This window comes from Bradyrhizobium quebecense, assembly GCF_013373795.3.
In the GTDB taxonomy this organism is placed as follows: Bacteria; Pseudomonadota; Alphaproteobacteria; order Rhizobiales; family Xanthobacteraceae; genus Bradyrhizobium; species Bradyrhizobium quebecense.
The window spans coordinates 322,979-346,453 of sequence record NZ_CP088022.1 but is presented as its reverse complement, the minus strand read 5'-3'; the positions used below and the strand labels follow the sequence as shown (position 1 = coordinate 346,453).

The following is a 23,475-nucleotide window of genomic DNA, read 5'->3' as shown; positions in this document are numbered from 1 at the left end:
CGCGCTCCGTTCAGCCGGCCGTGACCAGCGCCAGCGCCGGCAGCAGATCAAGGTGGGTGCGGTTGCGCAGCGCCAGCCGCAGATTGCGTGCCGCAAGCCGGGCATGCTCGCGCATGATCGCTTCGGCGCGCGCGCCCTCCCGGTTCTCGATGGCGTCGACCACGACGCGATGATGGTCCTGCGCGATCAGCAGGATCTGGCGCGCCTCGGGCAAGGCCGATTGCGCCATCACGAAGCCGCTCGGCGAGGCGAACGGCAGCGCCGAGGCGCGGTCGATCTGCCGGATCAGCGGCGGACTGCGCGACAGCTCGGTGAGCTGTGCGTGGAAGCGTGCGTTGAGCGCGACATAGGACGAAAACGCTTCGACGGAGATCGGATCCTGCCGCACCAGGCCGTCAATCTCGCTGAGGCACTCCTTCAGCGGCTCGAGATCGCGCGACGAGACGCCGCGCTCGGCGGCAAAGCGCGCGGCAAGGCCCTCCAGCGTGCCGCGCAGCTCGATCGAATCGAGGATGTCGCGCTCGGAAAATGCCTTGACCATGAAGCCGCCGGACGGGATCGCCTCCAGCAGGCCCTCCTCCTCCAGCCGGACCAGCGCCATCCGCACCGGCGTGCGCGACACCCCGGTGATCTCGACCGCCTGCAGCTCCGAGATGCGCTCGCCGGGCCGCAGCCGGCCGGAGAGAACCAGGTCGCGCAGCGCGAGCTGCGCCCGCACGGTGTGCGATACTGAGCGATCGGCTTCGCGTTCCGCCATGGCTCGGCCTACTCCGCCGCTTGCAACTGCTGTGACGGATTTTCCTTCGCCACCATGCGGTCGATGACGCGCCGCGCCCACATCGCGCCGGCGTCGATGTTGAGATTGTAGAACACGCGGTCCGGATTCTCGTCCATCGCGCGCTGTTGCGCTTCCAGGATGACCTCGTCCTCGTGGAAGATGCCGGCGACGCCGTCGCGGATTTCGCTCGTCAGGCGCTGCTCGGTGATGCGGTGATTGCGGACGAAGGCCCAGAAATAATGGCAGGTCTTCTCGGTCTCCGGCGTGATGGTGTTGAGCACATAGCCGTTGACGCCCTGCGAGCGATCGCCCTCCGGCGCGCCCGACCCGGCCGGCGCGACGCCGACGTCGATATTGACGGTGCACGGCGCCTCGAAGCGGATGATCTGCCAGCGATCGACCGGGCCCGGCTTCTGCAGCTGCTTGGCCCAGAACGGCGGCGCCTCGATGCCCCTCATCCAGCGCGTGACGGTCACGGTCTTCTCGCCATGGGTGACGTCGAACGGCGCTTCGGCGACCGCATCATTGCCGATGCTCGAGCCGTGCACGAAGGTCTCGTGGGTCAGGTCCATCAGATTGTCGACCACGAGGCGATACTCGCATTTGACGTGAATGGTCTTGCCGTCGCCGGCCCATGCCGGATCGTGATTCCAGTGCATGTCGGGCACCAGCGCGGGATCGGCCAGCGCGGGATCGCCCATCCAGAGCCAGATGAAGCGATGGCGCTCGACGACCGGATAGGCGCGCACGCAGGCCGACGGATTGATCGTCTCCTGCGAGGGCATGAAGGTGCAGCGGCCCTGCGCATTGTATTTCAGGCCGTGATAGCCGCAGACCACGGTATCGCCGTCGAGCCTGCCCTTGGACAGCGGCACGAGGCGATGCCAGCAGGCATCCTCGAGCGCCACGGCCTCGCCGTCGCCCTTCCGGTACATCACGACATGCCTGCCGCAGATCGTTCGCGGCAACAGCGCGTGCTTGATCTCGGCGTCCCAGCCGGCCGCGTACCACGCGTTCATCGGAAAAGGTCTTGGCATCGGTCGCCCTCTCAGGTTCGGCTCGGATACCGAATGTATACATAAGTTTTTCAACTCAGGCAATAACAGTATTTTAATACCTTTATCTGATAGAGGTGTATACCGATATCCGATATCGGAAGCTAAGGAGCTCCGCCGGCGCATTCCACCGCGCCAACGGCGCATCGCCCGGCGCTTTCGCGCCGGAGGCGAGGAGACCACTGAGGATTTGACGGATTCGCTGAACCGGCCGCGCCGGTGTGCGGCTTACGAGTTCGACGCCGCGCGGGTCGAGGCCGACTTGACGTCCTTGATGCTGACCACGACGGCGATGCGCTTGATCGTGCCGCTGCGATAGGCCTGCAGGAATTTGTCGTAGTGCTTGACCGAGATGCAGCCGTTGGAGTCGCCATTCGGCCCGAGCATGTAGCTGTGCACGAGCAGGCCGACACGCCCGAACGTGTCGCTGCCATCGACCGGGGTCATGCGCAGCGCAGGCACGCCGTGGAACAGCTTCTCGCGGGGCTTCATCTCGTAGACGCCGGGCGGCGTCGCACCGGCGTTGCGGGCGTTCACATGCGACGGATCATCGAGCAGATTGCCGAGCCCCGAATGCGCTTCGAACTTCGTGCCGTCGGGCATGTACACGATGCGGCCGCTGATGTCGTAGACCGCCGTGGTGCTGTCATAACCGAGCGCACCGAGATTGGGGCTCGGGCCGGACAACAAGCCATCATTCGGATCGATCGAGGCAAGCTGCAGCTTGCCCGGCATCATGTCGGCGATCTTCTGCAGGAACGTCCGGTTGTCGCCCTGCTGGACCGGCGCCTGCGGCGGCAGCGGCTGATCGTTGCGCGCAAGCAGATTGGCTTCGGCCGGTCGCGATCGCGGCATCGGCACGGCGGATGCTGCGGTCGTGGTCGTGGCCGCGACGGATGCCGACGCCGGCTGGCTGGCCGGCAGTTCGGTCTGGGTGTCACGCAACTGGTCGGCCAGCGCGTCCTCGATCTGACCGAACTCGGAATTGAAATCGCCGCGGCTCGAACGGAACCCGCGGCGCAGAGGATAATAGAGCGAAGCCGTGTTGATCGTGGAGCGAGAGCCGAAGCGATCGTCGAAATTCAGCGAGGCGGTGGTGTTGGCGAGTGCCGGTCCATGCAGCCATGCGGTAGGGTCGATGCCGACCATCCAGGCGGCAAGGCCAGACGACAGGACGAGCGCGCTCACGGCGAACGCCGTGCTGCCCACCAGAGACACGCCGCGGTTCGACTTGCGCGCGGCTGCTTTCGTCGTACGTTGACCCATCATCCCCAAGTCGGTGCTCTGGGGCCTGTTACCCGGCCCACGTGAATTCACCGTTCGCTCATTATATCAGGGAATTAGAGTAAGGCATAATCGAGACGGAGCGGGCAACGACAGGATTTTTAAACGTTTTTCGGATGGAAAGTGCCAGAGAATCAGCCTTGGACGAACTGAAATGGCCGAAAAAGTCCCGATTCGGGACAATTTCGGCGACTCAGGCGATCTTTTCTTCCCGGAGGGTGAGCACCGGGACCGGCTTCCCGATGGCGTAACCTTGCGCGTAGTCGACCCCGATCTGGCGCAGCTCGTCCAGGATCGCGAGGCTCTCGACGAATTCGGCGACCACCTGCTTCTGCATGATCTTCGCGGTCTTGGTGATCATCTCGACCATCGCGCGGTCGACCTTGCTGTTCAGGATCTCCTTCACGAACGAGCCGTCGATCTTGATGGTGTCGACCGGCAGGTGCTTCAGATACGCGATCGAGGACATGCCGGTGCCGAAATCGTCGAGCGAGAAACTGCAGCCGATCTTGCGCAGCCGCGCGATGAATGTCTGCGCCTCGTCGAGATTCGAGATTGCACTGGTCTCGGTGATCTCGAAACACACCAATGCCGGCGAAAAATCATGCTGCGCGAACAGCTCGGCGACGAAGTCGACGAAATCGCTGTCGCCAATCGTGGCGCCGGAGAGATTGATGGCGTAGCTCGCAATCCTGCGCGAATGATGCTTGCGCTCGGCGATGATCTCGAAGGCGCGGCGAACCACCCAGCGGTCGATCAGCGGCATCAACCCATATCGTTCGGCCGCAGGCAGGAAGCTGCCGGGCGGCACCAGCGCGCCGCTCTCGTCGCGCAGCCGCAGCAGCAGTTCGCGCCGCTCATTGCCCTTCAGCGCACCGTTGATCGGACGGATCTCCTGCTCGTAGAGGCAGAAGCGCCCCTCGTCCAATCCCTTGCGGATGCGATTGACCCAGCTCATCTCGGCGACACGCACCGCCATGCCGGTATCGGACGGACGGTGCTCCTGGACGCGGTTGCGTCCCTTGTCCTTGGCGAGGAAGCAGGCGACATCGGCGAGGCGCAACGCGTCCTGCACGCCGGCGCTGTCGGCCAACGCGACCAGACCGATGCTCGCGCTGATCCGGAAGCTCGAGCCCTCATGGACGAAGTTCGACTGCTCGATCACCGCCCTGATCCGCTCCGCGACATCGGCGGCGACGTCATGCGTGGCGGAGCCGTCATCCTGGAGCAGAATGCCGAACTCGTCGCCGCCGAGACGCGCGACCAGCCCGCTGCCGCCGACTTCAGCCGCCAATAGCCTCGCTACCTGTTTCAGCAGCCGGTCGCCCGCCATGTGGCCGCAGGTGTCGTTGACGATCTTGAACTGATCAAGGTCGATCAGCATCAGATCGGCGCCTGTGGCCGGCGAGCCCGACATCGCTCTGTGCAGTTCGAACTCGAACTGCCGGCGGTTCGCAAGGCCGGTGAGTGCGTCATGAGAGGCGGCCCACGCCAGTTCCTCGACCAGCCGCCGCTCGGCCGTCATGTCGTGAATGATCATGACGCGGCCGGCCGGTTCGCCGGCATGCACGATCGGAGTCTCGACCACCGAGACCGGCACGCTAGAATGGTCCGGCCGCACCAGGAGCCGCTGCTGCGGCCGGCTCTCGTCGTCGGAATCGGCGCTCTGGAACGATCCCCGCACCGGCTGCTCGGCAATGTTGAATAGTGACGAGAGCTGCCATCCGGTTACGTCCTGCCCCGATGCGATCAGCCGCTGCGCGGCGCCGTTCATGTAGCCGACGCGATCGTCCTGCGTGGTCACGATGACCGCGTCGCCGATCGAGGCCAGCGTGAGCTGAGCGCGCTCCTTCTCGACGGCGAGCGCGGTCTCGGCGAGCCAGCGCCGCCACAGCATCCGTCGCGTATGGAACAGGACGATGCCGGCAAGGCAGGCCGCGATCACGAGATTGACCAGCAGCAGCAGCGCGGAGACCTGACGCGACGCCTTCCCCAAATGGTCGGAGAAATCGACGGCGAGCGTGCTCAGTGCGGCGTCGACCGCACCGATCCGCTCCGCCCAGTGTTTGATGGTCGCAGCCGAGGGATCATGCAGCGCGACGTCGTTGGCGGCCTCGTTCCTGATTTCGATCAGCTGATCGAGCAGGGCATCCGAATTCCGCCAGGCCGTCACCGCGCCGGCCACGTGATGCATCGTGCGGAAATATTTGAACAGCCAGATCAGGCCGCCGATGTCGTCGTCATGATTGCCCGCTTTGGCGAAGCCGGCTCGGGCCACGGCGTCGTTGTTGCCTGGCGCTTCCAGCGCGAGCCGCGCCGTGCGATCGGCCAGCGGCACCGCGATCGCGGCATCGAACTTCTGCAGATAGAGCGGCGCGCCGGTGCTGACATAGATCTGGAGGTCGTGAATTGCGTCCTTCTGCCCCTTCGACCACAGGCTCTCGCCCGCCACATAGGCCCGCACCGCGGACATCACCTGCAGGCTGCCGGCCGACAGACCGCCCAGCAGCAACACGATCGCGAGCAGAGGGCCAACCACCCGCCACAGTGACCAGCTTCGAAACGAAAAGAACATGCCCAATGCGCCCGACCCTGAAATGTCGGGTAAGCCTAGGAATGCCGGCTTAACCTCACGTTGCAAAACGCGACGAGTTTGAAACGACTTGGCTGTAACGCAATTGCGTCAAACTTTACCCATCGCGTCGACCGGAGCTCGCGCTCAGGGTCGCAATGTCGGCGACGTGTTCGGGGCCGGCGCCTGCTCCATTTCGGCCTCCTCGGGCAGCTTGTCGGCATGGACGGCAAGCGGCGCGCCGATCCAGAGCGGATCGTCGCGATGATCGCGGCGCGGATTGGTCGTGTTGGGATGGACCAGGATGCTCAGGCTGCCATGGTTCAGCATCAGCCACGGCACCAGGGTCGGAAACAGCTCGGCCGCAAACGCCACCTGATACATCGCCTGGTCGTGCGGGCCGACCTTGACGTCGTGCCAACGCCCGAGCGTGACCAGGAAACGCTCGCCCATCCAGTTGCGCAGGCGTTCGGCCTCGCCGCGGCCGGAGGTGGGGTCGTAATAGACATGGGCGTGATAGCTCGCGATCTCGCCGATCGTCCGTGGCCCGTCCGTCATCTCGCCTCTCCTTCCACGGCCGGTCACTTCCGCCGCAGTACACTGAACTGGAACGACTGCGTCGCGCCCCAGGGCGTGACGTGCCGGTGCGCCTCATGCGCGATCAGCTCGAATGCCGGACCGATGGTCCGGCTGAGCGTTGCCGGATCATAGCGCTGCACCGGCAGGCCGCTGCATTTTTCCGGACCGTCGAGCGCGAAGGTGCCGATCACGGCGTGGCCGCCTGCCTTGACGCCGCGATGCAGTCTCTCGAGATAGGCCGCGCGGTCGCTCTCCGCGACGAGAAAATGAAACGCCGCACGATCGTGCCAGATGTCGAAAGCCTGCTGCGGCTGCCAGACCGTCACATCGTCGGTCACCCAGCGCACCGCCGCGCCGCGCGCGCCGACCCGTTCCCGCGCGCTCGCCAGCGCCGCTTCGGAGAGATCGAGCACGGTCAGATCATGAAAACCCCTCGCCAGCAGCGCATCGACGAGGCGCGAGGCCCCGCCGCCGATGTCGATGATCGACGCATCGCGGCCGGGCGCGACGGATTCGATCAAGCCCAGCGATGGCTGCGGATCGGCCTGCGACCAGCTCACCTGCTGCTCGCCCTTGGTCAAATAGACGGTCTGCCAATGCGACTGGCGATCAGAAGCGGTCACGGCGATAGGTCCCGAAAGCGGCAGCAACCCGCGTTGCGCACCATTAACCATGAGCTAGGCGCGGCGGTCTCCCGCGTCAACCGGCAGCAGCCGACACACACGGCCGCGCAGCAGCAAATGCCACATTTGCATCGCCACATTTTCCATTTAACCTGATGGCGAGGTTGAGATCGGGGCGTCCGGGGATGGCCAATTTCGGCTGGACACGCGGCAACAAGCCTGCACAGACGGACGACGCCGCCAGCGACTTGCGCGGCCTCACCGATCCCTGCGCGTTTCTCGCCGCACTCGACAAGGTGGTGCCGCGCTATCTCGATCTCGCCGACAACGGCGTGCTGGTCTATCCGGCTTGCAAGCGCAAGCCCGGCGACCTGCTCGGCGATAGCAGGGCGATCTGGGAGCACACGCGGCTTGAGGCGATGCGCTATGTCCCGATGGTGCCGCGGAAAGACACCTCGCTGCTGGTCGATCCGGCGCGCCAGACCGAGATGATCGACGCTTTCCTGCGCCAGCGCGCACACGACAACACCGTCATCGATTTCACGGGAACGGCGATCGAGGACTACGGCATCGCGATCTATGCGGCGCTGAACTGGCTGAACCATTGCGGCGCCACCGTGGGTGCCGATCCGCAGAAATTCTCCGGCACACTGCGCAGCTTCCGCAAGGTCATGGTCGTCGCCCGGCAGTGGTAGGCGCTCGACGGCGCCGCGGAGCGCTGCCGGCAGATGCTTGAGGCGCGCGAGCGGCCGCCGCTGGTGTTCTTCCTGCTGTGGGCCGAGTGCACCAATTTGGCGCGCGAGATCGCGATCGCGGCGGCCGGCGCGGCGGCGACAGAAGACAGTATCGCGCGGATGCGCGCGGCCGAAGATCCGGAACAGCTGACGTAAAGCGGGATGAGGTTTGGTTGAATCGGCTTGGCGCGGTTTCGGTTCACCTCTCCCCGTCGGGGAGAGGTCGGATTGCTCTCGGCGATGCGAAGCATCGTCCGGTGCAATCCGGGTGAGGCTCTTGCTCTCTCGATAAACCGTAACCCCTCACCCGATTTGCTGCGCAAATCGACGCAGGCCAGCTTGTCGGCGACCTTCTCGCGCATTGCAGGCGTTATCCTTAGCTCGAGCAGGGAGCTGCCGCTCATCGTGTCGAGATGCAGCCTTCGAGCTTGCCGAAACTCCTCGAAATACGGCGGTCGCCGACCTTGCCGACGACAGGCACGTCGCGTCGGTTTATTTTGCGAGCCGCACAACCACCGGGAGAGTTGCCGCACGCCGTTGCAATCGCGCAGTGCCCTAAACCGCCTGCCGCGGCCCGCAATCCGGTGCTAGCCTTAGTGCCAGCCTCAACCTTGATGCCAGCCTTTTGATGCCAGCCTTGGCCGAAATCAGACCGGATCCTCATATGCCAAACCTTTCAGACAAGTCGCTTGCCGACGGCAAGATCCTGCAAGGCGTGATCGACGGCGTCGGCGTCATCACCTTCAACAATCCCGACAAGCGCAATGCGATGTCGCTGGAGATGTGGGAGGGGCTCGGCGAGGCGCTGACCGCCTTGTGCGACGATCCGGCTGTCCGTGTCGTGATCCTGGTCGGCGCCGGCGACAAGGCCTTCGTGTCCGGCGCCGATATCAGCCAGTTCGAGAAGACCCGCCACAACGCGGAAGCCTCCGAGGAATATTCACGGCGCAGCGCCGCCCAGCGCGCCTTGCTCGCCGACTACCCGAAGCCGACCATCGCCTGCATCCGCGGCTTCTGCCTCGGCGGCGGCATGCAGGTCGCGATGCTGACCGATATCCGCATCTCCGGCTCCAGCGGGCAGTTCGGCATTCCTGCCGCCAAGCTCGGCATCGCCTACGGCTATGACGGGCTGCGCCACCTGGTGTCGCTGGTCGGCCCGTCCTGGGCGCGGCTGATCATGTACACGGGCATGCGGATCGACTCCGCGGAAGCGCTGCGGATCGGCCTCGTCGATCGCGTGCTGCCGGATGCCGAGTTGTGGGATGCGACCTTGGAGATCGCGCGCACCATTTCGGGCAACGCGCCGCTGGCGATCAAGGCCGCCAAGATCACCATCGCGCAGGTGCTGAAGGATCCCGCCGATCGCGACATGGCCGCGATCAAGCAGATCGGCATCGACTGCATGGACAGCGCGGATTTCCGCGAAGGCCGCAACGCCTTCATGGAAAAGCGCAAGCCGCAGTTCAAGGGCCGGTAGCCATCCGGTGTTATCACCCGCGCACGCCCTCGCGGGTAGTGGCAGCTGAGAGTGCGGTAACAGCGGTGGTCCAATCCGCGGTCGTCGTTGCCACGCAATACACTGTTATCGCCCGGTTAAACCGGGCGATGACAGATGATGACGTCGAGCGATTTCTGAATATTAGAAGAATATCCCTGATTTGCCCGACGCGTCAAGTAGCCTGGTCGAACGCCGGCAGCCGCCGGCTACTTTGCATGGGGTTGTTTTCGATATTTTGGCAGTGTGCTCGCGATTGAACCTGCGCCCTACTTCCTCTCGTTGACCGGCACCGTGTAGTTGAGGATCAACCGCCCGCCGTCGGGATAGATGGTCTGGCCGGTGATGTAGGAGGCATCGTCGCTGGCGAGGAACGCCACGACGGAGGCAACCTCGCTCGGCTCGCCGCAACGGCCGGCCGGGGTGCGCGACAGCACGCTGCGCCGCGCGTCTTCCGACGAGAAGATCGCCGTCGCCACCATCTCGGTCAGGATGGTGCCGGGGCCGACCGCCACGACGCGAATGCCGTGCGGCGCGAGCGCCACCGCGGCCACCGAGGTGAGCTGCTTCATCGCGCCCTTGGACATCGCATAGGTCGCAAGCGAAGGGATCGCCAGCAGCGCGTTGACCGAGGACATGTTGACGACGACGCCGCCACCGCCCTGCGCGATCATCTGGCGCGCCGCGGCCTGAACACCGAAGAACGCGCCCTTGAGATTGATCCCCATCACGTCGTCGAATTCGGCCTCGCTGATATCGAGGAAGTCGCGGTTGCGCGCGACGCCGGCATTGTTGACCATGACGTCGAGCCGGCCGAACTCCTTCACTGCGTGAGCTACGATGCGATCGACATCGGCGCGCTTGCTGACGTCGGCCTCGACGGCCCGCAACCGATCCTCATGTCCGAGTTCTTGGGCGGCGTGGACGAGCCCCGCAGCGTCGACATCCGAGATCACAACCCTGGCGCCATCGGACAGGAACCGCGCGGCGCAGGCTTTGCCGATGCCGCGCGCCGCTCCGGTGATGGCGACGACCTTGCCGGAATTCTTCATGGGAGTGCCTCCAGAACAAAACTGTTCGCAGAGCAATAGCGCATTGCGCGTCGGCAGGGAACGCGGCGGATTCTCCGCGCGAGAGGTCAGGACCTGATGCGCGCGAGAATCCGGTCGGCCTCGGTGCGCCAATCGGCGCTGCGGGCGAATTCCGGCGTTCCCTTGGGCCCGAACACGCCGTCATCGGCAAGATCGGCGATCCAGCCCTGCCGCTCGGCGGTGCCGGACGCGGACCATGGCGTTAGCCCGGCCTCGCGCACGGTCTCCGCCACCTCGCGCACCTCCTCGGCACGCCGCCGGCCATGCTCGATCACCCGCTGGAAGAAATAGGCGCCCTGCTTCTCCCAATCGATGCCCGGAAAGGTCTCCTTGAGCGAGGCGAGCACCGCATCCTCGACGCCGTAGGCGCGTGCGGTGGTAAAGCTCTCGATCACCATGGCTTCCAGGCCCTTGATCATGATGCTGCGGCACATCTTGACCGCGGAGGACACGCCAAGCTCGTCGCTTGCGACCTTCGCAGCGAAGCCAAGCGCGACCAAGAGCGGCGCCAGTTCCCGCGCGCCTTCGCCGCCGAGCAGCAGCGGCACCTTGATCCGGTAGGGCGGCAGCGAGGTCATCACCGCGCCCTCGACATAACGGCCGCCGGCGCCATCGATGTGGGCCGCCGCGCGCTGCTTGGCGCCGGGCGAGGCCGAATTGAAATCGAGAAACCAGGCGCCGTTCCGGAGCGCGGGCGCGCAGGCCTCGGCCACCGGCACCGCCTGGCTCGCCGTCACCGCCGAGATGATGAAATCGGCCCGCGCTGCGAGATCGGCGTGGGACTGCGCGAGCGCGACACCGATCGCTGCCGCGTGCGCACGCAGCGGCGCGCCCTCCGCGCGGTCGAGCTTGATGTCGTAGGCAGCGACCCTGACACCCTGCTTGCGCAGATCTTCGGCGAGGATGCGTCCGACCTCGCCATAGCCGAGCATGCCGATCTGCCACTGCCGCGGATCGCTGGAGATCGTCATCAGTTCAGGTCCCGTGTTGTGTCGTCGAACAGCTCGTCGACCGTGACGCGCCGGGGGATCAACGCCTGCTGGACGCAATAGTCGATCATCAATTCGAGCGGCTTGCGGTTGGCCTCGACGCCGAACGGCAGCAGGTCCGGCACATCAGGCGGACCGGCGTTCGCCTTGGCGCGCTTGAGGAGTTCGTATAGGCCCCGCACCACGTCCGGGCGCGATGTCGCAAGCTGCTGCGTCACCACCACCAGATGATTGACCGGCACGACGCCATGCCGCGCGTACCACCGCGCCGCCTCTGCGGCCGGATCGGCGAAGAGCGGCTTGAGCGCCGGATCGCTCGAGGTCTCACCCAGCACCGCATCGAGTTCGCCGTCCTTCAGCATCTGGAGGATGGCCCTGCCCTTCGGGGCACGTTCGGTGCTGTCGATATATTCGGCGACATGCGGGTCCTCGAACGTGACCCAGTTGATGCGGTCGAGGTTCACGCCATGATCGTTGGCAAGGATGCCGCGCATCCATGCGCCGGTCGTGGTGGTGAACGAGCGGATGCCGACCCGCTTGCCTTCGAGATCGGCGGGCATCAGCGTGCCGCGGTCGGCGCGATAAAGCGCATGGCCATGCTGGAAGCGGCCGACCATCGCAGCCGGCAATAGCACCAGCGGCTTGCCATGCGCCCTCGCCATCAGATAGGTCACGATCGCCATCTCGCAAACATCGAACGCCCGCTCGCGCACCATCGGCTTGAACGCGGCGTTGGTCGGCGTGAACGCGGTGAAGTCGAGATCGAACAGCTCCGAGCGCAGCTCGCCGCTCTTCACCGCCTGGACATGCGGCTGATTGCCAAGCACCGTACGCAGCCGAAGTTTCTCCATGGCGACGAACTCCGCGGGGTCAGGTCAGAGCCTTGCGCGGCACGAGCGTCGGTTGATCGAGCGGCGCGGCCTGCATCGCGGCAACGGTCGCGCGCACCAGCTGCTCGATGGCATGGCCGGCATCGGTGCCGTCGGCGCTGCCGCGCGACAGGCGCGAGACGCGCTCCGGCGTCACCAGCGTGTAGTAGAGCGCGCCGAGCAGGAAGTGGCCGCGCCAGACCAGATCGGTGCGCGGAATATGCGGCAGGCTTTCATGGATCGCGTCGATGAAGGCGTGGCTGGTGTCGTCGAAGGTCTGCGCGATAATCTTGCGCACGACCTCGTTGCCCTCGGCCGACATGATCGCGCGCAACCGCGTGAACCGCGTTCCGCCACCGGCAAGATCGCTGCCCGAAGTGAAGGCCGGCAGCACATAGGCGCGCACGATCGCCTCCAGCCGGTCCTGCAGGTCGCGCACCCGCCGCGCCGCCGCCAGGAGCTCCGAGCGCCGCCGATTCATCGGGCCGCAATGCCGACGATAGATCTCCAGCAGCAGGCCGTCCTTGGTCTTGAAGTGATAGGTCACGCTACCGGGATTGGCGCCGGCCGCCTGCGCGATGTCGCGTACCGAGACGGCGTTGAAGCCGTAGGTCGAGAACAGTTCCTCCGCCGCGGCGAGGATCGCCTCGCGCATGTTCGGCTTGCGGGTGCTGGCGGCCTTGGCGTCGGCCTTCATGCCGGACTTGGCAGGTTTGCGGACCATATTTGTACTATCGTCCAAATATTCAGGTCGCGTCAACAAGGCGGCGGCAGGCCCGCATTCAGGACAGTTTGACGTCAGGCTCGGCACGGCCGCGTGCCGCTGCATCGAGCAGAAAGGTTTGGCCGTGGCCGGGATCGGCCTCGCGCTGGGCCTCGTCCATGTCTTGCCAGGCTGACGTAACGAGCACGCGCGAAAAATCGCGGCCGACAAAGGCCGGGCAGCTCGATTGACTCGCCGGCACCTTCAGCGAGCGCAGGTGCCGGCCGGCGGGATCGTAGACATCGACGCAGCCGCCGCCCCAGCGCGCGTTCCAGATCATCCCATCGGCATCGACGATCGCGCCATCGAGCCCGCCGGTGCCTTGATGCCTGATCAAGTCGATGGGCTCGCCGGTCGGCAATCCCGTCGATGGATCGAGCGGCACGCGATGCAGCACATTGGTCGCGGTATCGGCGAAATAGCCGGCGTCGCCTGCGGGCGAAAAACAGATCGCATTGGGGATCGTGATCCCGGGATAGAGCCGCGTGATACGGCCGTGATGCAGCGCGTAGATCGCGCCGGCGCCGTGCTCGGCCTGGCGCCCCATGGTGCCGAGCCAAAAGGTGCCCGACGGATGCACGCGCGCATCATTGGAGCGCGTCACGGGATTGTCGGCTTCGAGTGCGACGAACAGCTCCATGCGACCGCTGGCGACCTGCCGGACGTAAAGCCCATCCTCAGTGAGGATCAGCTGCCGTTCGCCATCGATCCGCGCCAGCGCACTCGCCATTCTCGGCAGCTCGTGAATGACGGTGCGGCCGCTTGCAAAACGATGCTCGAACAGGCGACGCTCGCGGATGTCGAACCACCAGGCGGTGTCGGTCGCCGCGTCATAGGTCGGGCCCTCGCCGAGATGACAGCGCTTGGTGGACAGCACGGATGTCGGCACCTGTTCGATCAGCGGCTCGGCGGCACGGTCGGTCATGGCGTCACTCACATGGTCGAGAATCGATAAATTGCGGTGCGTCGATAGATCTGCCCGGGATCGAGCCGCGCCGACGGGAAGTCGGGCCGGTTCGGCGTATCCGGCCAGGCGTGCGGCTCGAGACATAGCGCATCGGATTGGCGATACAGCCGATCACCCTTGCCGGCGCTCGAGCCATCGAGGAAATTGCCGGAATAGAACTGCAACCCCGGCTGATCGGTGAACAGCTCCATCACGCGGCCGCTGTGCGGCGCCTCGAGGCGCGCGGCGAGGCGAAGGCCTGTCCCCGAGGCCAGACAGAAGTTGTGGTCGTAGCCGCGCCCGAGCCGCAGCTGCTCGTCGTTCATCCTGATCCGCGCGCCGATCGCGGTGGGCTTGCGGAAGTCGAACGGCGTGCCGTCAACCGGCTGCGGCGGGCCCGGCAACGGAATCGCGGTGGCGTCCACCGCGAGGAAATGGTCTGAGGCGATCGTCAGCCGATGATCAAGGATCTGCGTGCCCGAGCGTGCGCCGTCGAGATTGAAGAAGCTGTGATTGGTGAGGTTGACGTATGTCGGCCGGTCGGTGGTCGCCTCAAAGGTGACCGCGAGTTCCATCGGGTCGCGCACGCGATAGGTCACGCGGGTCTGAAGATTGCCCGGATAGCCCTCTTCGCCATGCGGGCTTTCGCGCTCCAGCACCACCGCCGGCCCCGGTTCATCGGATAGTTCGGCGATCCGCCACAGTTTCCGATCAAAGCCCTGCAGGCCACCATGCAGCGCGTTGAGGCCGTTGTTGGCGTCGAGTTTCACCGTCTCGCCATCGAGCGCGAAACGCGCGCCGGCGATCCGGTTGGCGTAGCGCCCGATGGTCGCGCCGAAGAATTTGCGCTGCGCGAGATAGCCGTCGAACGCGTCGTGGCCCAGCACGACATCGTCGCAATGGCCGCCGCGATCGGGCGCGAGCAGCGTTTGCAGCGTGGCGCCGAAGGGAAGGATGCTGGCCTCGAAGCCGTGCGCGCCGCGCAGCGTCACGCGCTCGACCACGGTGCCGTCGGGCAATTTGCCGAAGGGCGCGCGAGCAATGCTGGCTGATGTCATTGTCAGTCCCCGAACGCCTCGACAGAGCGCCGTCGCCCCAGCATGTAGCTATCGGCGACCAGCCGCAAGGGCGCGAGGTCGACCTCGGACTTTCCGTCCGACGTCAGCGCGACGAAGCGGCGGTACAGCGCGGGATATTCCTCATCCGTGGCATCAACCAGCAACCTGCTGCCGTCGCGCAGCCGCCGTCCGCCTTTCGACAGCGTCACAGGCCCGGCCTCGGTCTCGCACAGGATGTCCCAGCTCGGCGGCCCGGTCTGGCGAAAATCGAACTCGGCGTGGATCGGCAGGCCGTTCTCATCGGACAGCTCGATTGCCGCGGCAATCGGCGCCTCCCGGTTGGAAGGAACGTCCAACATCGCGCTCCTGACAAAGACTGGACGCGGCAGGATCTCGGTCAGGATCGACAGTGCATTGATGCCGGGATCGAACACACCGAAGCCGCCCGCCTCGAAGATCCAGGCCTGGCCTGGATGCCAGACGCGGACGTCTTCCTTCCAGATGATCGTCACCTTGTTGATCGTGCGTCCGGCGAGCAATTGCCGCGCCGGTCCAACCGCGGGTGCGTAGCGCGAGTGCCATGCCGCAAACAATGTCCGGTCCGCCTCGCCCGCGGCCGCGATCAACGGCGTGAGCTCGCCTAACGTGGCGCCCGGCGGCTTCTCCAACAGGACATGCTTGCCGGCGGCGAGCGCCGCGGCGGCCTGCGCGTGACGCGCCTGCGGCGGCGTGCACAGCGCAACCGCATCGATCTCCGGCCCGTCGCGCAACAACTCCTGCAAATCGCGGAAATGCGGCAGGCCGGATGGGGTCTTGGCCGGATCGGCCACCGCGACGAGTGCAGCGCCTGATGTCTTCGCGATCGCAGGCACGTGCTGCCGGCACGCGATCTCCCCGAAACCGACGATGGCGATGCGAAGCAGATGGCTCATGGCCGTCCTCGCGTTGCTGCCCGCCCGGACGGCCGATGCCGCCAGGCAAGGTCATAGGCCAGCGCCGGATACCAACGGCATGATCCGGCTTTGGTTGCAAACACGCCGCTCCACGACGCTTTGTTGTACGGCGCACGGCGGGGGCTGCGGTCCTGATCCATCACAACCGATGCTCCAGACTGTTGTTTTGACGGGTTCTTCACGCGAACCGGTCACCGCTCCATTCGAAACCGCGCTAGCGTGCGGCTTCGAATCCGCCGAGCACCGCCGTCAGATTGGCACCGAGGATGTCGGAGAGATAGCCGCCCTCCTGCACCAGCACGGTCGGCAGGCCGAACCGGGCGAGCGCTTCGCCGATCCGGCGGAAGCCGTCGGTGGTGACGGCGAGGCCCGCGAGCGGGTCCTTCTCGGAGGCGTCGAGCCCGAGTGCGACCACGAGCGCGGTCGGCGCGAAGGACCGGATCGCCTTCTCCGCCGTCGCCAGCGCCCTGATGTAGTCGTCGTCGCCGGTGCCCTTGGCGAGGGGAATGTTGAGATTCGTGCCAAGGCCGGGCCCGGCGCCGCGCTCATGCGCATAGCCCCAGACGAACGGGTAGAAGAACGACGGATCGGCGTGGATCGAGACGGTGAAGACGTCCGGCCGCTCGTAGAAGATGCCCTGCGTGCCGTTGCCGTGATGCACGTCGACATCGAGAATCGCGACGCGCTCGTGCTGCTGGCGCAGGTGCTCGGCCGCGATTGCGCTGTTGTTGAGGAAGCAGAAGCCGCCGGCGAGATCGCGATAGGCGTGGTGACCGGGCGGACGGCACAGCGCATAGACGGCGTCCTCGCCGTCGAGCACCATCTGCGCCGCGGTGACCGCGACGTCGCTGGAAGCGCAGGCGCCGGCCCAGGTGCCGGGGCCGATCGGGGCCGCGGTATCGACCGTATGCCAGCCGAGCTTGCCGACGATGTGGGTGGGATAGGTGCCGGCGTTGCGCACCGGATGCATGTTCGCGATCATCTCTGGCCCGGCATTGCCGAGCGCCGACCATTCGTCCCAGGCATCAGCGAGAAAGCTCAGATATTCCGGACTGTGCACCCGCGCCCGCGGCCCCTGCCCGAATTTGGTCGGCTCGATCAGCGTGTGCTTGCCGGCCTTCAGGCCCGCCAGCAGGCGGTCGGCGCGCTCGGGCTGCTCGGTGGTGCGCTGGACCACACCGCGCACCAGGAAGAATTGCGGATCATGGTTGCGGTGCAGATCACTGTAGACGGCCTTCACGGGATACTCCTGTTCGATGAGCAGTTGAGCTGAGCCTTCGCTGGCGAGCTGTACAGTATCAGCGGCGGCGATGATCTGAAACAGCGCGCGATTTCATGCTATGTCCGCAGGCAGCGCAATGATTCAAGCACGCAGGAGACGAATCCCGGCCATGGCGGGAAGCAAGGCGGAGATGGAGGATACGACAGCGGGGCGGCGCGGCCGGCCACGCTCCGCCGCGACCACGGCCGCGATCCTGCACAGCGCCTATACGCTGATGGCGACCACCGGCCTTGCCACCACCACCATCGACGCGATCGCGAGACATTCCAACGTCTCGAAGATGACGATCTACAAATGGTGGCCGTCGCGCGAGGCCTTACTGATCGATGCTTTCCTCGACCAGGCCTCGCGCGCGGTGCCGCTGCCTGAAGCGGGCAATCCGGTCGCCCGTATCCGCCGCCACGTCGCGACGTATGTCGAGGCGTTGCAGGGCGAGTTCGGACGGGTGCAGCTCGCGGTGATCTCGGAATGCATCTCGCAGACCGGCACGGCCGAACTGTTCTACGAGCGCTACCTCGGCCTTCGTCGCAGCCGGATGCTGGAAATCATCGCTGCCGGCCAGAAGGACCGCAGCATCGGCGCACCGGGCGTACCCGGCGATATCTATGACGCGATCTACGGCAGCCTGTTCTACCGGTATGTCTTCGGCATCAAGCCGCTGACGCCGGCCTATGCCCGCAACCTCGTAAATCTGGTGCTGCGGCCGCACGCCGAGGCGTGAATATCAAGCGGAATGCTGCCGCTGACGGCGGAACCAGGCCCAGGTCTCGCGCGTCACGGCGCGGTAGTTGCTGCCGCGATACACGATGTGGCCATCGACCATGGCGTTCAGCCTCGGCAACGCATGGAACGGCACCGTCGGATAGGCGTGGTGCTCGACATGATACGGCATGTTCCAGGCGAACCATTTCATGATCCGGCCTGTCATCGTGGTGCGGGTATTCTCGAATGCACTCCGCGTCCGCTCGCAACCGGTGTGCTCGGCGTAAAGATAGGGGCGCAGGATGAGCTGACCGGCGAGCAGCGGCACGATCCACACCCAGAGCAGGATCGCGCTGTGCAGCGCGAGCGATGCCACGAGCAACAGCAGGTAACCTGCAAGATAAAGCCTGGCTTCCAGCACGATCGAGGTGCATTTGTGCTGCGGAATCCACGGCACCGTCACCTTCCCGGTGAGTGCATGCCGGAACATCAGCCGGATCCGAACCAGCACCTGCAACAGCCCCGAATAGGCGATCGCAAGCTGGGTGTCCGACGCGGGCTTGGGGCCGACGATCAACTCCGGGTCCTTCTCCGGATCCTGGGTGTAGCGATGATGGTCCCAGTGAAACAGGCAGTAATATTGGTATGGCAATCCGATCATGAAGGCGGACAGATTGCCGACCACAAGATTGAGCGCATGGCTGCGGAACGCCGTCTTGTGCGCGGTCTCGTGCACCACCATGAACAGGAACGCGACGAAGTAGCCCTGGATGGCGATCAGCGGCAACGCCCACACGAGACCATAGCGCGACGAGACCAGCCAAATCAGCGCGCCGACCACAACGATCATCCCGTAATGGCTTGCCGCGCGCACCGCGCCGGCAAGGTTCAACTTGGCCGACAGATCGCGCAAGGTCAGCGGGTTGAGCGGCTTCAGGCGGGGTCCGGCGTCACTGGTCTCTGCGGTGCTCATGGTCGTCTCACCTGTCAGCGCTGCAAGAGCGCCGCGATTTCGGCGTTGATGAAGGCGCGGTCTCCGGCGTTGTTGACGGGATTGCCGGCGCGGTGCCCATGGATCGAGGGGATCGGATGCAGCGCCGCGGAGCGCGCATTGACCAGGCGGCCGAGCTCATCCTCGTTGTCGCGCGGGTCGAAATAGCGGTCGGTGCGGCCGGGCATCAGCAGGACATGCGCCTTGATCGCGGCCAATGCGCGATCGAAGTCACCGCCGAATTCATCGCAGCGGCTGATGTCGCCGGCCCGCCAGATCGCGATTTGCGCCAGCAGGTCATTCGCATCGCGCCGCGCGAAGGCACCGTCCCAGGATTGCGCGAGGTAGTCTTCCAATGAGCTGAAGCCGGCCTCGCGCCAGACCTTCTCGCGATAGAACTCATGCGACATCGCCCAACCGGCATAGACGCGCCCCATCGCGCGAAGGCCCGCCGTCGGCTTGGCGACGAAGCGGCCATCCCGATAGGCGGGATCGGCGGTCAGCGCAGCTTTCACACCTTCGAGGAACACATGATTATACGGCGAGCACCTTGCGCTGCCACAGACTACCGCGGCGCGCTCCACCATATCAGGATAGCGCGCGGCCCAGTGATAGGCCTGCATGCCGCCCATCGACCAGCCGTAGACCAGCGCGAGCTTGGTCACGCCAAACCGCTCGACCAGCAGCCGCCGCTGGATGGCGACGGCGTCATGATAGGTGAAGGCGGGAAACGGTGCGCCGCCGAGCAGCTCGCTCGAATTCGACGGCGAGGATGATAGGCCGTTGCCGAACTGGTTCGCGATGATGATGAAGTAGCGCTCGGGATCGAGCGCCCCGCCCGGCTGCACCAGCCATTCGATGTCGGTGTGCTGCGCGGCGAACGACGTCGGATAGAGGATGACGTTGTCCTTGGCCGCGTTCAGCGTGCCGTAGGTCTTGTAGGCCAGCGCAAGCTGCGGAAACACCGCGCCGCCCTGCAAGGTCACCCTGCCTGCCTCGAACACCTCGTAGTCACGTGACGCGGTCATGCGCATTCGACCTCGATCGGCAGGGCGCGACGCTGCGCCCTCAATAACTGTACTTATTGTACATTAATTCCGAGCCGAAGCAAGGGCGGCGAAGGTGGCATCGCACCGGGCCGATCCATTCAAAATTGGTATCGATCAATACCGGTTTCGGCTTGGACCCATTGTCGTCATCTCTCTAGGACAGTCCCCGAGGAAATCTTTTCAAGGAGGCGCGAATGAGCGCAATTGTGTCCGCCACGGACGCGCGGCGATCCCGCGTCCGGCTGTTGATCGTGACGATGCTGTTTCTCGTCACCACCGTGAACTATGCCGATCGCGCCACGCTCTCGATCGCCGGCCCCGCCCTGTCCAAGGAACTGCATCTCGACCCCGTCGCGATGGGTTACGTGTTCTCAGCCTTCGGCTGGTCCTATGTGGTCGCGCAGGTGCCGTGCGGCTGGCTGCTCGACCGCTACGGCTCCAAATGGGTCTATGCGATCAGCATCATCGTCTGGTCGATCTTCACCGCGATGCAGGGCCTGGTCGGGTTCCTCTCGGCGGGCGCCGCCGTGGCGCTGCTGTTCGGGTTGCGCTTCCTGGTCGGCTTCGCCGAAGCGCCATCGTTCCCGGCCAATGCCCGCATCGTCGCGGCCTGGTTCCCCGGCAATGAGCGCGGCACCGCATCGGCGTTCTTCAACTCTGGACAGTATTTCGCGACCGTGATCTTCGCGCCGCTGATGGGCTGGATCGCGCACGAATACGGCTGGCGCCACGTGTTCTACGTAATGGGCGGGCTCGGCATCGTGATGGGCATCGCCTGGATCAAGACGATCTACGAGCCAAAGGACCATCCTGGGATCAACGAGGCCGAATTCGACTACATCAAGCAGGGCGGCGCGCTGGTCGACATGGACGCGGCGAAGGCCGGCAAGGCACACGACAGCGGCCCCGGCTGGGACCATATCCGCCAGCTGCTCGCCAATCGCATGATGCTCGGCGTCTATATCGGCCAATACTGCATCAACACGCTGACCTACTTCTTCCTGACCTGGTTCCCGGTCTATCTGGTGAAGGAGCGCGGGCTCTCGATCCTGCAGGCCGGCTTCGTCGCGACATTGCCGGCGCTGTGCGGATTCATCGGCGGCGTGCTCGGCGGCGTCATCTCGGACTATCTGCTGCGCCGCACCGGCTCGCTGACCATGGCACGCAAGATCCCGATCGTCGGCGGCATGCTGCTGTCGATGACGATCATCGCCTGCAACTACGTCGACAGCCAGGCGTTGGTGGTCGGCTTCATGGCGCTCGCCTTCTTCGGCAAGGGGATCGGCGCGCTTGGCTGGGCGGTCGTCTCCGACACCTCGCCGAAGGAAGCCGGCGGCGTCTCTGGCGGCCTGTTCAATACCTTCGGCAATCTGTCCTCGATCACCACGCCGATCATCATCGGCTACATCCTCGCCGCCACCGGCTCGTTCAACGGCGCGCTGGTGTTCGTCGGCGCCAACGCGCTGGTCGCGGCGATCGCCTATCTGTTCATCGTCGGCGAGATCAAGCGGGTGCAGCTGAAGGTGGCCTGACCGGACCGCCGCAGCAACAACCAATCAACGGCGGCTTCGGCCGCCGTCTTTGTCTTCTTGTTTGTCTTCTTGGCCAGTGGGAGGCATCGATGCTAGAACGTACAAATCCTCGACCGATCCATTCCAGGCTAGCATCGATGTTCGACCTGAACCAGCTTCGCTGTTTCGTCACGGTGGCCGAGGAATTGCACTTCGGCCGCGCCGCGGCGCGGCTCAACATGACGCAGCCGCCGCTCAGCCGGCAGATCCAGGTGCTCGAGCACATCATCGACGCGCCGCTGCTGGAACGCACCAGCCGTTCGGTGCGGCTGACCCCGGCGGGACGCAGCTTCCTGCCGGAAGCGCGGCGCATCCTCAAACTCGCGGAATCCGCCGCGCAGGTCGCCCGCCGCATCGCGCTCGGCAAGACCGGCTCGCTCAAGATCGGCTTCACCGCGGCGGCCGCCTACGGCTTCCTGCCCGACCTGATCGCGGCCGCCCGCTCCCGCCTGCCCGAGGTCGATTTTTCCCTGAAGGAGATGGTCTCCGGCGATCAGTTCGAGGCGCTGACCACCGGCCAGATCGATGCCGGCCTGCTGCGCCCGCCGATCGCGCGGCCGGAATTCGCCAGCCGGCGCGTCGTGGCCGAGCCGCTGCTCGCCGCGATCCCGAAGAAGCATCCGCTGGCCACAGCCGACACCGTCAGTATCAAGGATTTCGACGACCAGCCCTTCGTGATGTATTCGCCCTATGAGGCGCGATACTTCCACGATCTGCTGGTGTCGCTGTTCACGCGCGCCGACGTGCTGCCGCGCTACGTGCAGCATCTCAGCCAGATCCATTCGATTCTCGCGATGGTGCGTGCCGGGCTCGGCATCGCGATCGTGCCGGAAGCCGCCGCCAGCCTGAAGATCGCGGACGTCAAGCTGAAGCCGCTGAAGCTGCGCACGCCGGTGCCGGTCGAACTGTTCATGGTGTGGCGGCGCGATCACGAGAACCAGTTGCTGCCGTCCTTGATCGAGATCGCAACCGAAATCGCCGCGCCGCATCTGCGCGGCGATTGATGCAGATTGTGCATCGCTCGATACCGCGTTTGGCTTGGACGCGCATCGAAGCATTCCTTAAGAATTCCGCCACGGACGCGCGCTGCTCGCGCATCCCCTATCCCAACATCATTCCAGGAGTGGCGCCATGAGCAAGCTGACCCCTCAGGAGATGGCCGCGAGAATCGGCGGCGGCCTCCTGTCCTTCCCCGTGACCCCGTTCAAGCCGGACTATTCTTTCGACGAGGCGACCTATCGCGCCAACATGGACTGGCTGTGCGGCTATGATGTCGCCGGTCTGTTCGCCGCCGGCGGCACCGGCGAGTTCTTCTCGCTGACGCCGGCTGAAGTTCCGCATGTCGTGAAGATCGCGGTCGAAGAGACCAAGGGCCGCGTTCCCGTGCTGGCCGGCACCGGATACGGCACGTCAATCGCGCGCGAGATCGCTGTTGGCGCCGAGAAGGCCGGCGCCGACGGCCTCTTGCTGCTGCCGCCCTATCTCACGCATGCCGAGCAGGACGGCCTTGCCGCCCATGTCGAGGCGGTGTGTTCGTCGGTCAAGATCGGCGTCATCGTCTACAACCGCGACAATGCGATCCTGCAGCCCGACACGCTGGCGCGCCTCTGCGAGCGCTGCCCGAACCTCGTCGGCTACAAGGACGGCATCGGCGACATCGAGCTGATGACCCGCGTCTACACCAGGCTCGGCGACCGCCTGACCTATATCGGCGGCCTGCCGACGGCAGAAACCTTTGCACTGCCCTATCTCGACATGGGCGTGACCACCTATTCGTCGGCGGTGTTCAACTTCGTGCCGGAATTCGCGACCAAGTTCTACGCCGCGGTGCGCCGCCGCGATCATCAGACCATCCATGCGGGCCTGAAGGATTTCATCCTGCCGCTGATCGCGATACGCAACCGCAAGAAGGGCTATGCGGTGTCGATCATCAAGGCCGGCATGAAGGTGATCGGCCGCGATTCCGGCCCGGTGCGCCCGCCGCTCACCGATCTCACCGAGCAGGAGATCGCCGAGCTCGCGGCGCTGGTGGCTAGGCTGCCGCAGGCCGCGGCCCGGCAGGCGGCGGAATAAGCCGAACGGCCAACGACC

General features: G+C 65.3%; 23 protein-coding genes. 7 read left to right on the top strand and 16 right to left on the bottom strand.

What is annotated here, in order from left to right:
- Window positions 1–10 precede the first annotated feature (10 nt).
- From HU230_RS01795 to HU230_RS01770, 6 genes are all read right to left on the bottom strand, one after another.
- Window positions 11–757 carry a GntR family transcriptional regulator gene (locus HU230_RS01795; protein WP_173641149.1) on the bottom strand — a complete coding sequence of 249 codons (747 nt, stop codon included), beginning with the start codon at window positions 755–757 and terminating at the stop codon, window positions 11–13.
- A gap of 8 nt (window positions 758–765) precedes the next feature.
- Complete coding sequence (locus HU230_RS01790; RefSeq protein WP_176533232.1) at window positions 766–1,815, bottom strand: aromatic ring-hydroxylating dioxygenase subunit alpha; 1,050 nt, start codon at window positions 1,813–1,815, stop codon at window positions 766–768.
- Between the two features lie 246 nt (window positions 1,816–2,061).
- Window positions 2,062–3,102, bottom strand: a complete 1,041-nt coding sequence (locus HU230_RS01785) for a DUF2778 domain-containing protein (RefSeq protein ID WP_224942874.1) — start codon at window positions 3,100–3,102, stop codon at window positions 2,062–2,064.
- A 208-nt stretch (window positions 3,103–3,310) separates the two neighbouring features.
- Window positions 3,311–5,692 (bottom strand): putative bifunctional diguanylate cyclase/phosphodiesterase, encoded by a 2,382-nt coding sequence (locus HU230_RS01780; protein ID WP_176533233.1) that lies wholly within the window; start codon window positions 5,690–5,692, stop codon window positions 3,311–3,313.
- A gap of 144 nt (window positions 5,693–5,836) precedes the next feature.
- Window positions 5,837–6,247, bottom strand: coding sequence for a DOPA 4,5-dioxygenase family protein (locus tag HU230_RS01775; RefSeq protein WP_176533234.1), 411 nt, complete (start codon window positions 6,245–6,247; stop codon window positions 5,837–5,839).
- Window positions 6,248–6,270: 23 nt separating this feature from the next.
- On the bottom strand, window positions 6,271–6,891 hold the full coding sequence (locus tag HU230_RS01770) for a class I SAM-dependent methyltransferase (protein ID WP_176533235.1): 621 nt from the start codon (window positions 6,889–6,891) through the stop codon (window positions 6,271–6,273).
- Window positions 6,892–7,076: 185 nt separating this feature from the next.
- Here HU230_RS01770 and HU230_RS01765 point away from each other — a divergent pair, with 185 nt between their 5' ends.
- The 3 genes from HU230_RS01765 (at window position 7,077) to HU230_RS01755 (ending at window position 9,102) form a co-directional block, all read left to right on the top strand.
- A complete protein-coding gene (locus tag HU230_RS01765; protein WP_224942872.1) occupies window positions 7,077–7,586 on the top strand; it encodes a hypothetical protein in 510 nt (169 codons plus the stop codon).
- Window positions 7,587–7,619: 33 nt separating this feature from the next.
- A complete protein-coding gene (locus tag HU230_RS01760) occupies window positions 7,620–7,781 on the top strand; it encodes a hypothetical protein (RefSeq protein ID WP_224942869.1) in 162 nt (53 codons plus the stop codon).
- Window positions 7,782–8,289: 508 nt separating this feature from the next.
- Window positions 8,290–9,102: an enoyl-CoA hydratase gene (locus HU230_RS01755; RefSeq protein ID WP_176533236.1), complete on the top strand. Its 813-nt coding sequence runs from the start codon at window positions 8,290–8,292 to the stop codon at window positions 9,100–9,102.
- A 287-nt stretch (window positions 9,103–9,389) separates the two neighbouring features.
- Here the strand turns inward: HU230_RS01755 and HU230_RS01750 are convergent, their stop codons facing one another.
- The 8 genes from HU230_RS01750 to HU230_RS01715 form a co-directional block, all read right to left on the bottom strand.
- Window positions 9,390–10,172 carry an SDR family NAD(P)-dependent oxidoreductase gene (locus HU230_RS01750; RefSeq protein ID WP_176533237.1) on the bottom strand — a complete coding sequence of 261 codons (783 nt, stop codon included), beginning with the start codon at window positions 10,170–10,172 and terminating at the stop codon, window positions 9,390–9,392.
- A gap of 86 nt (window positions 10,173–10,258) precedes the next feature.
- The gene (locus tag HU230_RS01745) at window positions 10,259–11,182 is read right to left on the bottom strand and encodes a DUF1932 domain-containing protein (protein WP_176533238.1); all 924 of its coding nucleotides are present in this window, start codon (window positions 11,180–11,182) and stop codon (window positions 10,259–10,261) included.
- Window positions 11,182–12,051 (bottom strand): ABC transporter substrate-binding protein, encoded by an 870-nt coding sequence (locus tag HU230_RS01740; protein ID WP_176533239.1) that lies wholly within the window; start codon window positions 12,049–12,051, stop codon window positions 11,182–11,184. Before HU230_RS01740 ends, HU230_RS01745 begins: the two co-directional genes overlap by 1 nt.
- 19 nt (window positions 12,052–12,070) lie before the next feature.
- Window positions 12,071–12,793 (bottom strand): TetR/AcrR family transcriptional regulator, encoded by a 723-nt coding sequence (locus HU230_RS01735; protein ID WP_176533240.1) that lies wholly within the window; start codon window positions 12,791–12,793, stop codon window positions 12,071–12,073.
- A gap of 58 nt (window positions 12,794–12,851) precedes the next feature.
- The gene (locus HU230_RS01730) at window positions 12,852–13,730 is read right to left on the bottom strand and encodes an SMP-30/gluconolactonase/LRE family protein (RefSeq protein WP_176535187.1); all 879 of its coding nucleotides are present in this window, start codon (window positions 13,728–13,730) and stop codon (window positions 12,852–12,854) included.
- A 35-nt stretch (window positions 13,731–13,765) separates the two neighbouring features.
- Window positions 13,766–14,836 (bottom strand): aldose epimerase family protein, encoded by a 1,071-nt coding sequence (locus HU230_RS01725; protein ID WP_176533241.1) that lies wholly within the window; start codon window positions 14,834–14,836, stop codon window positions 13,766–13,768.
- 2 nt (window positions 14,837–14,838) lie between these two features.
- Window positions 14,839–15,768: a Gfo/Idh/MocA family protein gene (locus HU230_RS01720; RefSeq protein ID WP_176533242.1), complete on the bottom strand. Its 930-nt coding sequence runs from the start codon at window positions 15,766–15,768 to the stop codon at window positions 14,839–14,841.
- Between the two features lie 235 nt (window positions 15,769–16,003).
- Window positions 16,004–17,029 carry a histone deacetylase family protein gene (locus HU230_RS01715; protein ID WP_176533243.1) on the bottom strand — a complete coding sequence of 342 codons (1,026 nt, stop codon included), beginning with the start codon at window positions 17,027–17,029 and terminating at the stop codon, window positions 16,004–16,006.
- 151 nt (window positions 17,030–17,180) lie between these two features.
- On the opposite strand from HU230_RS01715, the gene HU230_RS01710 reads away from it, so the two are divergent.
- Complete coding sequence (locus HU230_RS01710; protein WP_176533244.1) at window positions 17,181–17,792, top strand: TetR/AcrR family transcriptional regulator; 612 nt, start codon at window positions 17,181–17,183, stop codon at window positions 17,790–17,792.
- Between the two features lie 3 nt (window positions 17,793–17,795).
- Here the strand turns inward: HU230_RS01710 and HU230_RS01705 are convergent, their stop codons facing one another.
- Window positions 17,796–18,746 carry a fatty acid desaturase gene (locus HU230_RS01705; protein ID WP_176533245.1) on the bottom strand — a complete coding sequence of 317 codons (951 nt, stop codon included), beginning with the start codon at window positions 18,744–18,746 and terminating at the stop codon, window positions 17,796–17,798.
- Window positions 18,747–18,760: 14 nt separating this feature from the next.
- A complete protein-coding gene (locus HU230_RS01700; protein WP_176533246.1) occupies window positions 18,761–19,792 on the bottom strand; it encodes an alpha/beta fold hydrolase in 1,032 nt (343 codons plus the stop codon).
- A gap of 215 nt (window positions 19,793–20,007) precedes the next feature.
- Between HU230_RS01700 and HU230_RS01695 the strand changes: the two genes are divergently transcribed.
- The 3 genes from HU230_RS01695 (at window position 20,008) to kdgD (ending at window position 23,457) form a co-directional block, all read left to right on the top strand.
- A complete protein-coding gene (locus HU230_RS01695; protein ID WP_176533247.1) occupies window positions 20,008–21,345 on the top strand; it encodes an MFS transporter in 1,338 nt (445 codons plus the stop codon).
- 137 nt (window positions 21,346–21,482) lie between these two features.
- Window positions 21,483–22,388: a LysR family transcriptional regulator gene (locus HU230_RS01690; protein WP_176533248.1), complete on the top strand. Its 906-nt coding sequence runs from the start codon at window positions 21,483–21,485 to the stop codon at window positions 22,386–22,388.
- 127 nt (window positions 22,389–22,515) lie between these two features.
- Window positions 22,516–23,457 carry a 5-dehydro-4-deoxyglucarate dehydratase gene (gene kdgD, locus HU230_RS01685; protein ID WP_176533249.1) on the top strand — a complete coding sequence of 314 codons (942 nt, stop codon included), beginning with the start codon at window positions 22,516–22,518 and terminating at the stop codon, window positions 23,455–23,457.
- The last annotated feature ends 18 nt before the right edge of the window (window positions 23,458–23,475 follow it).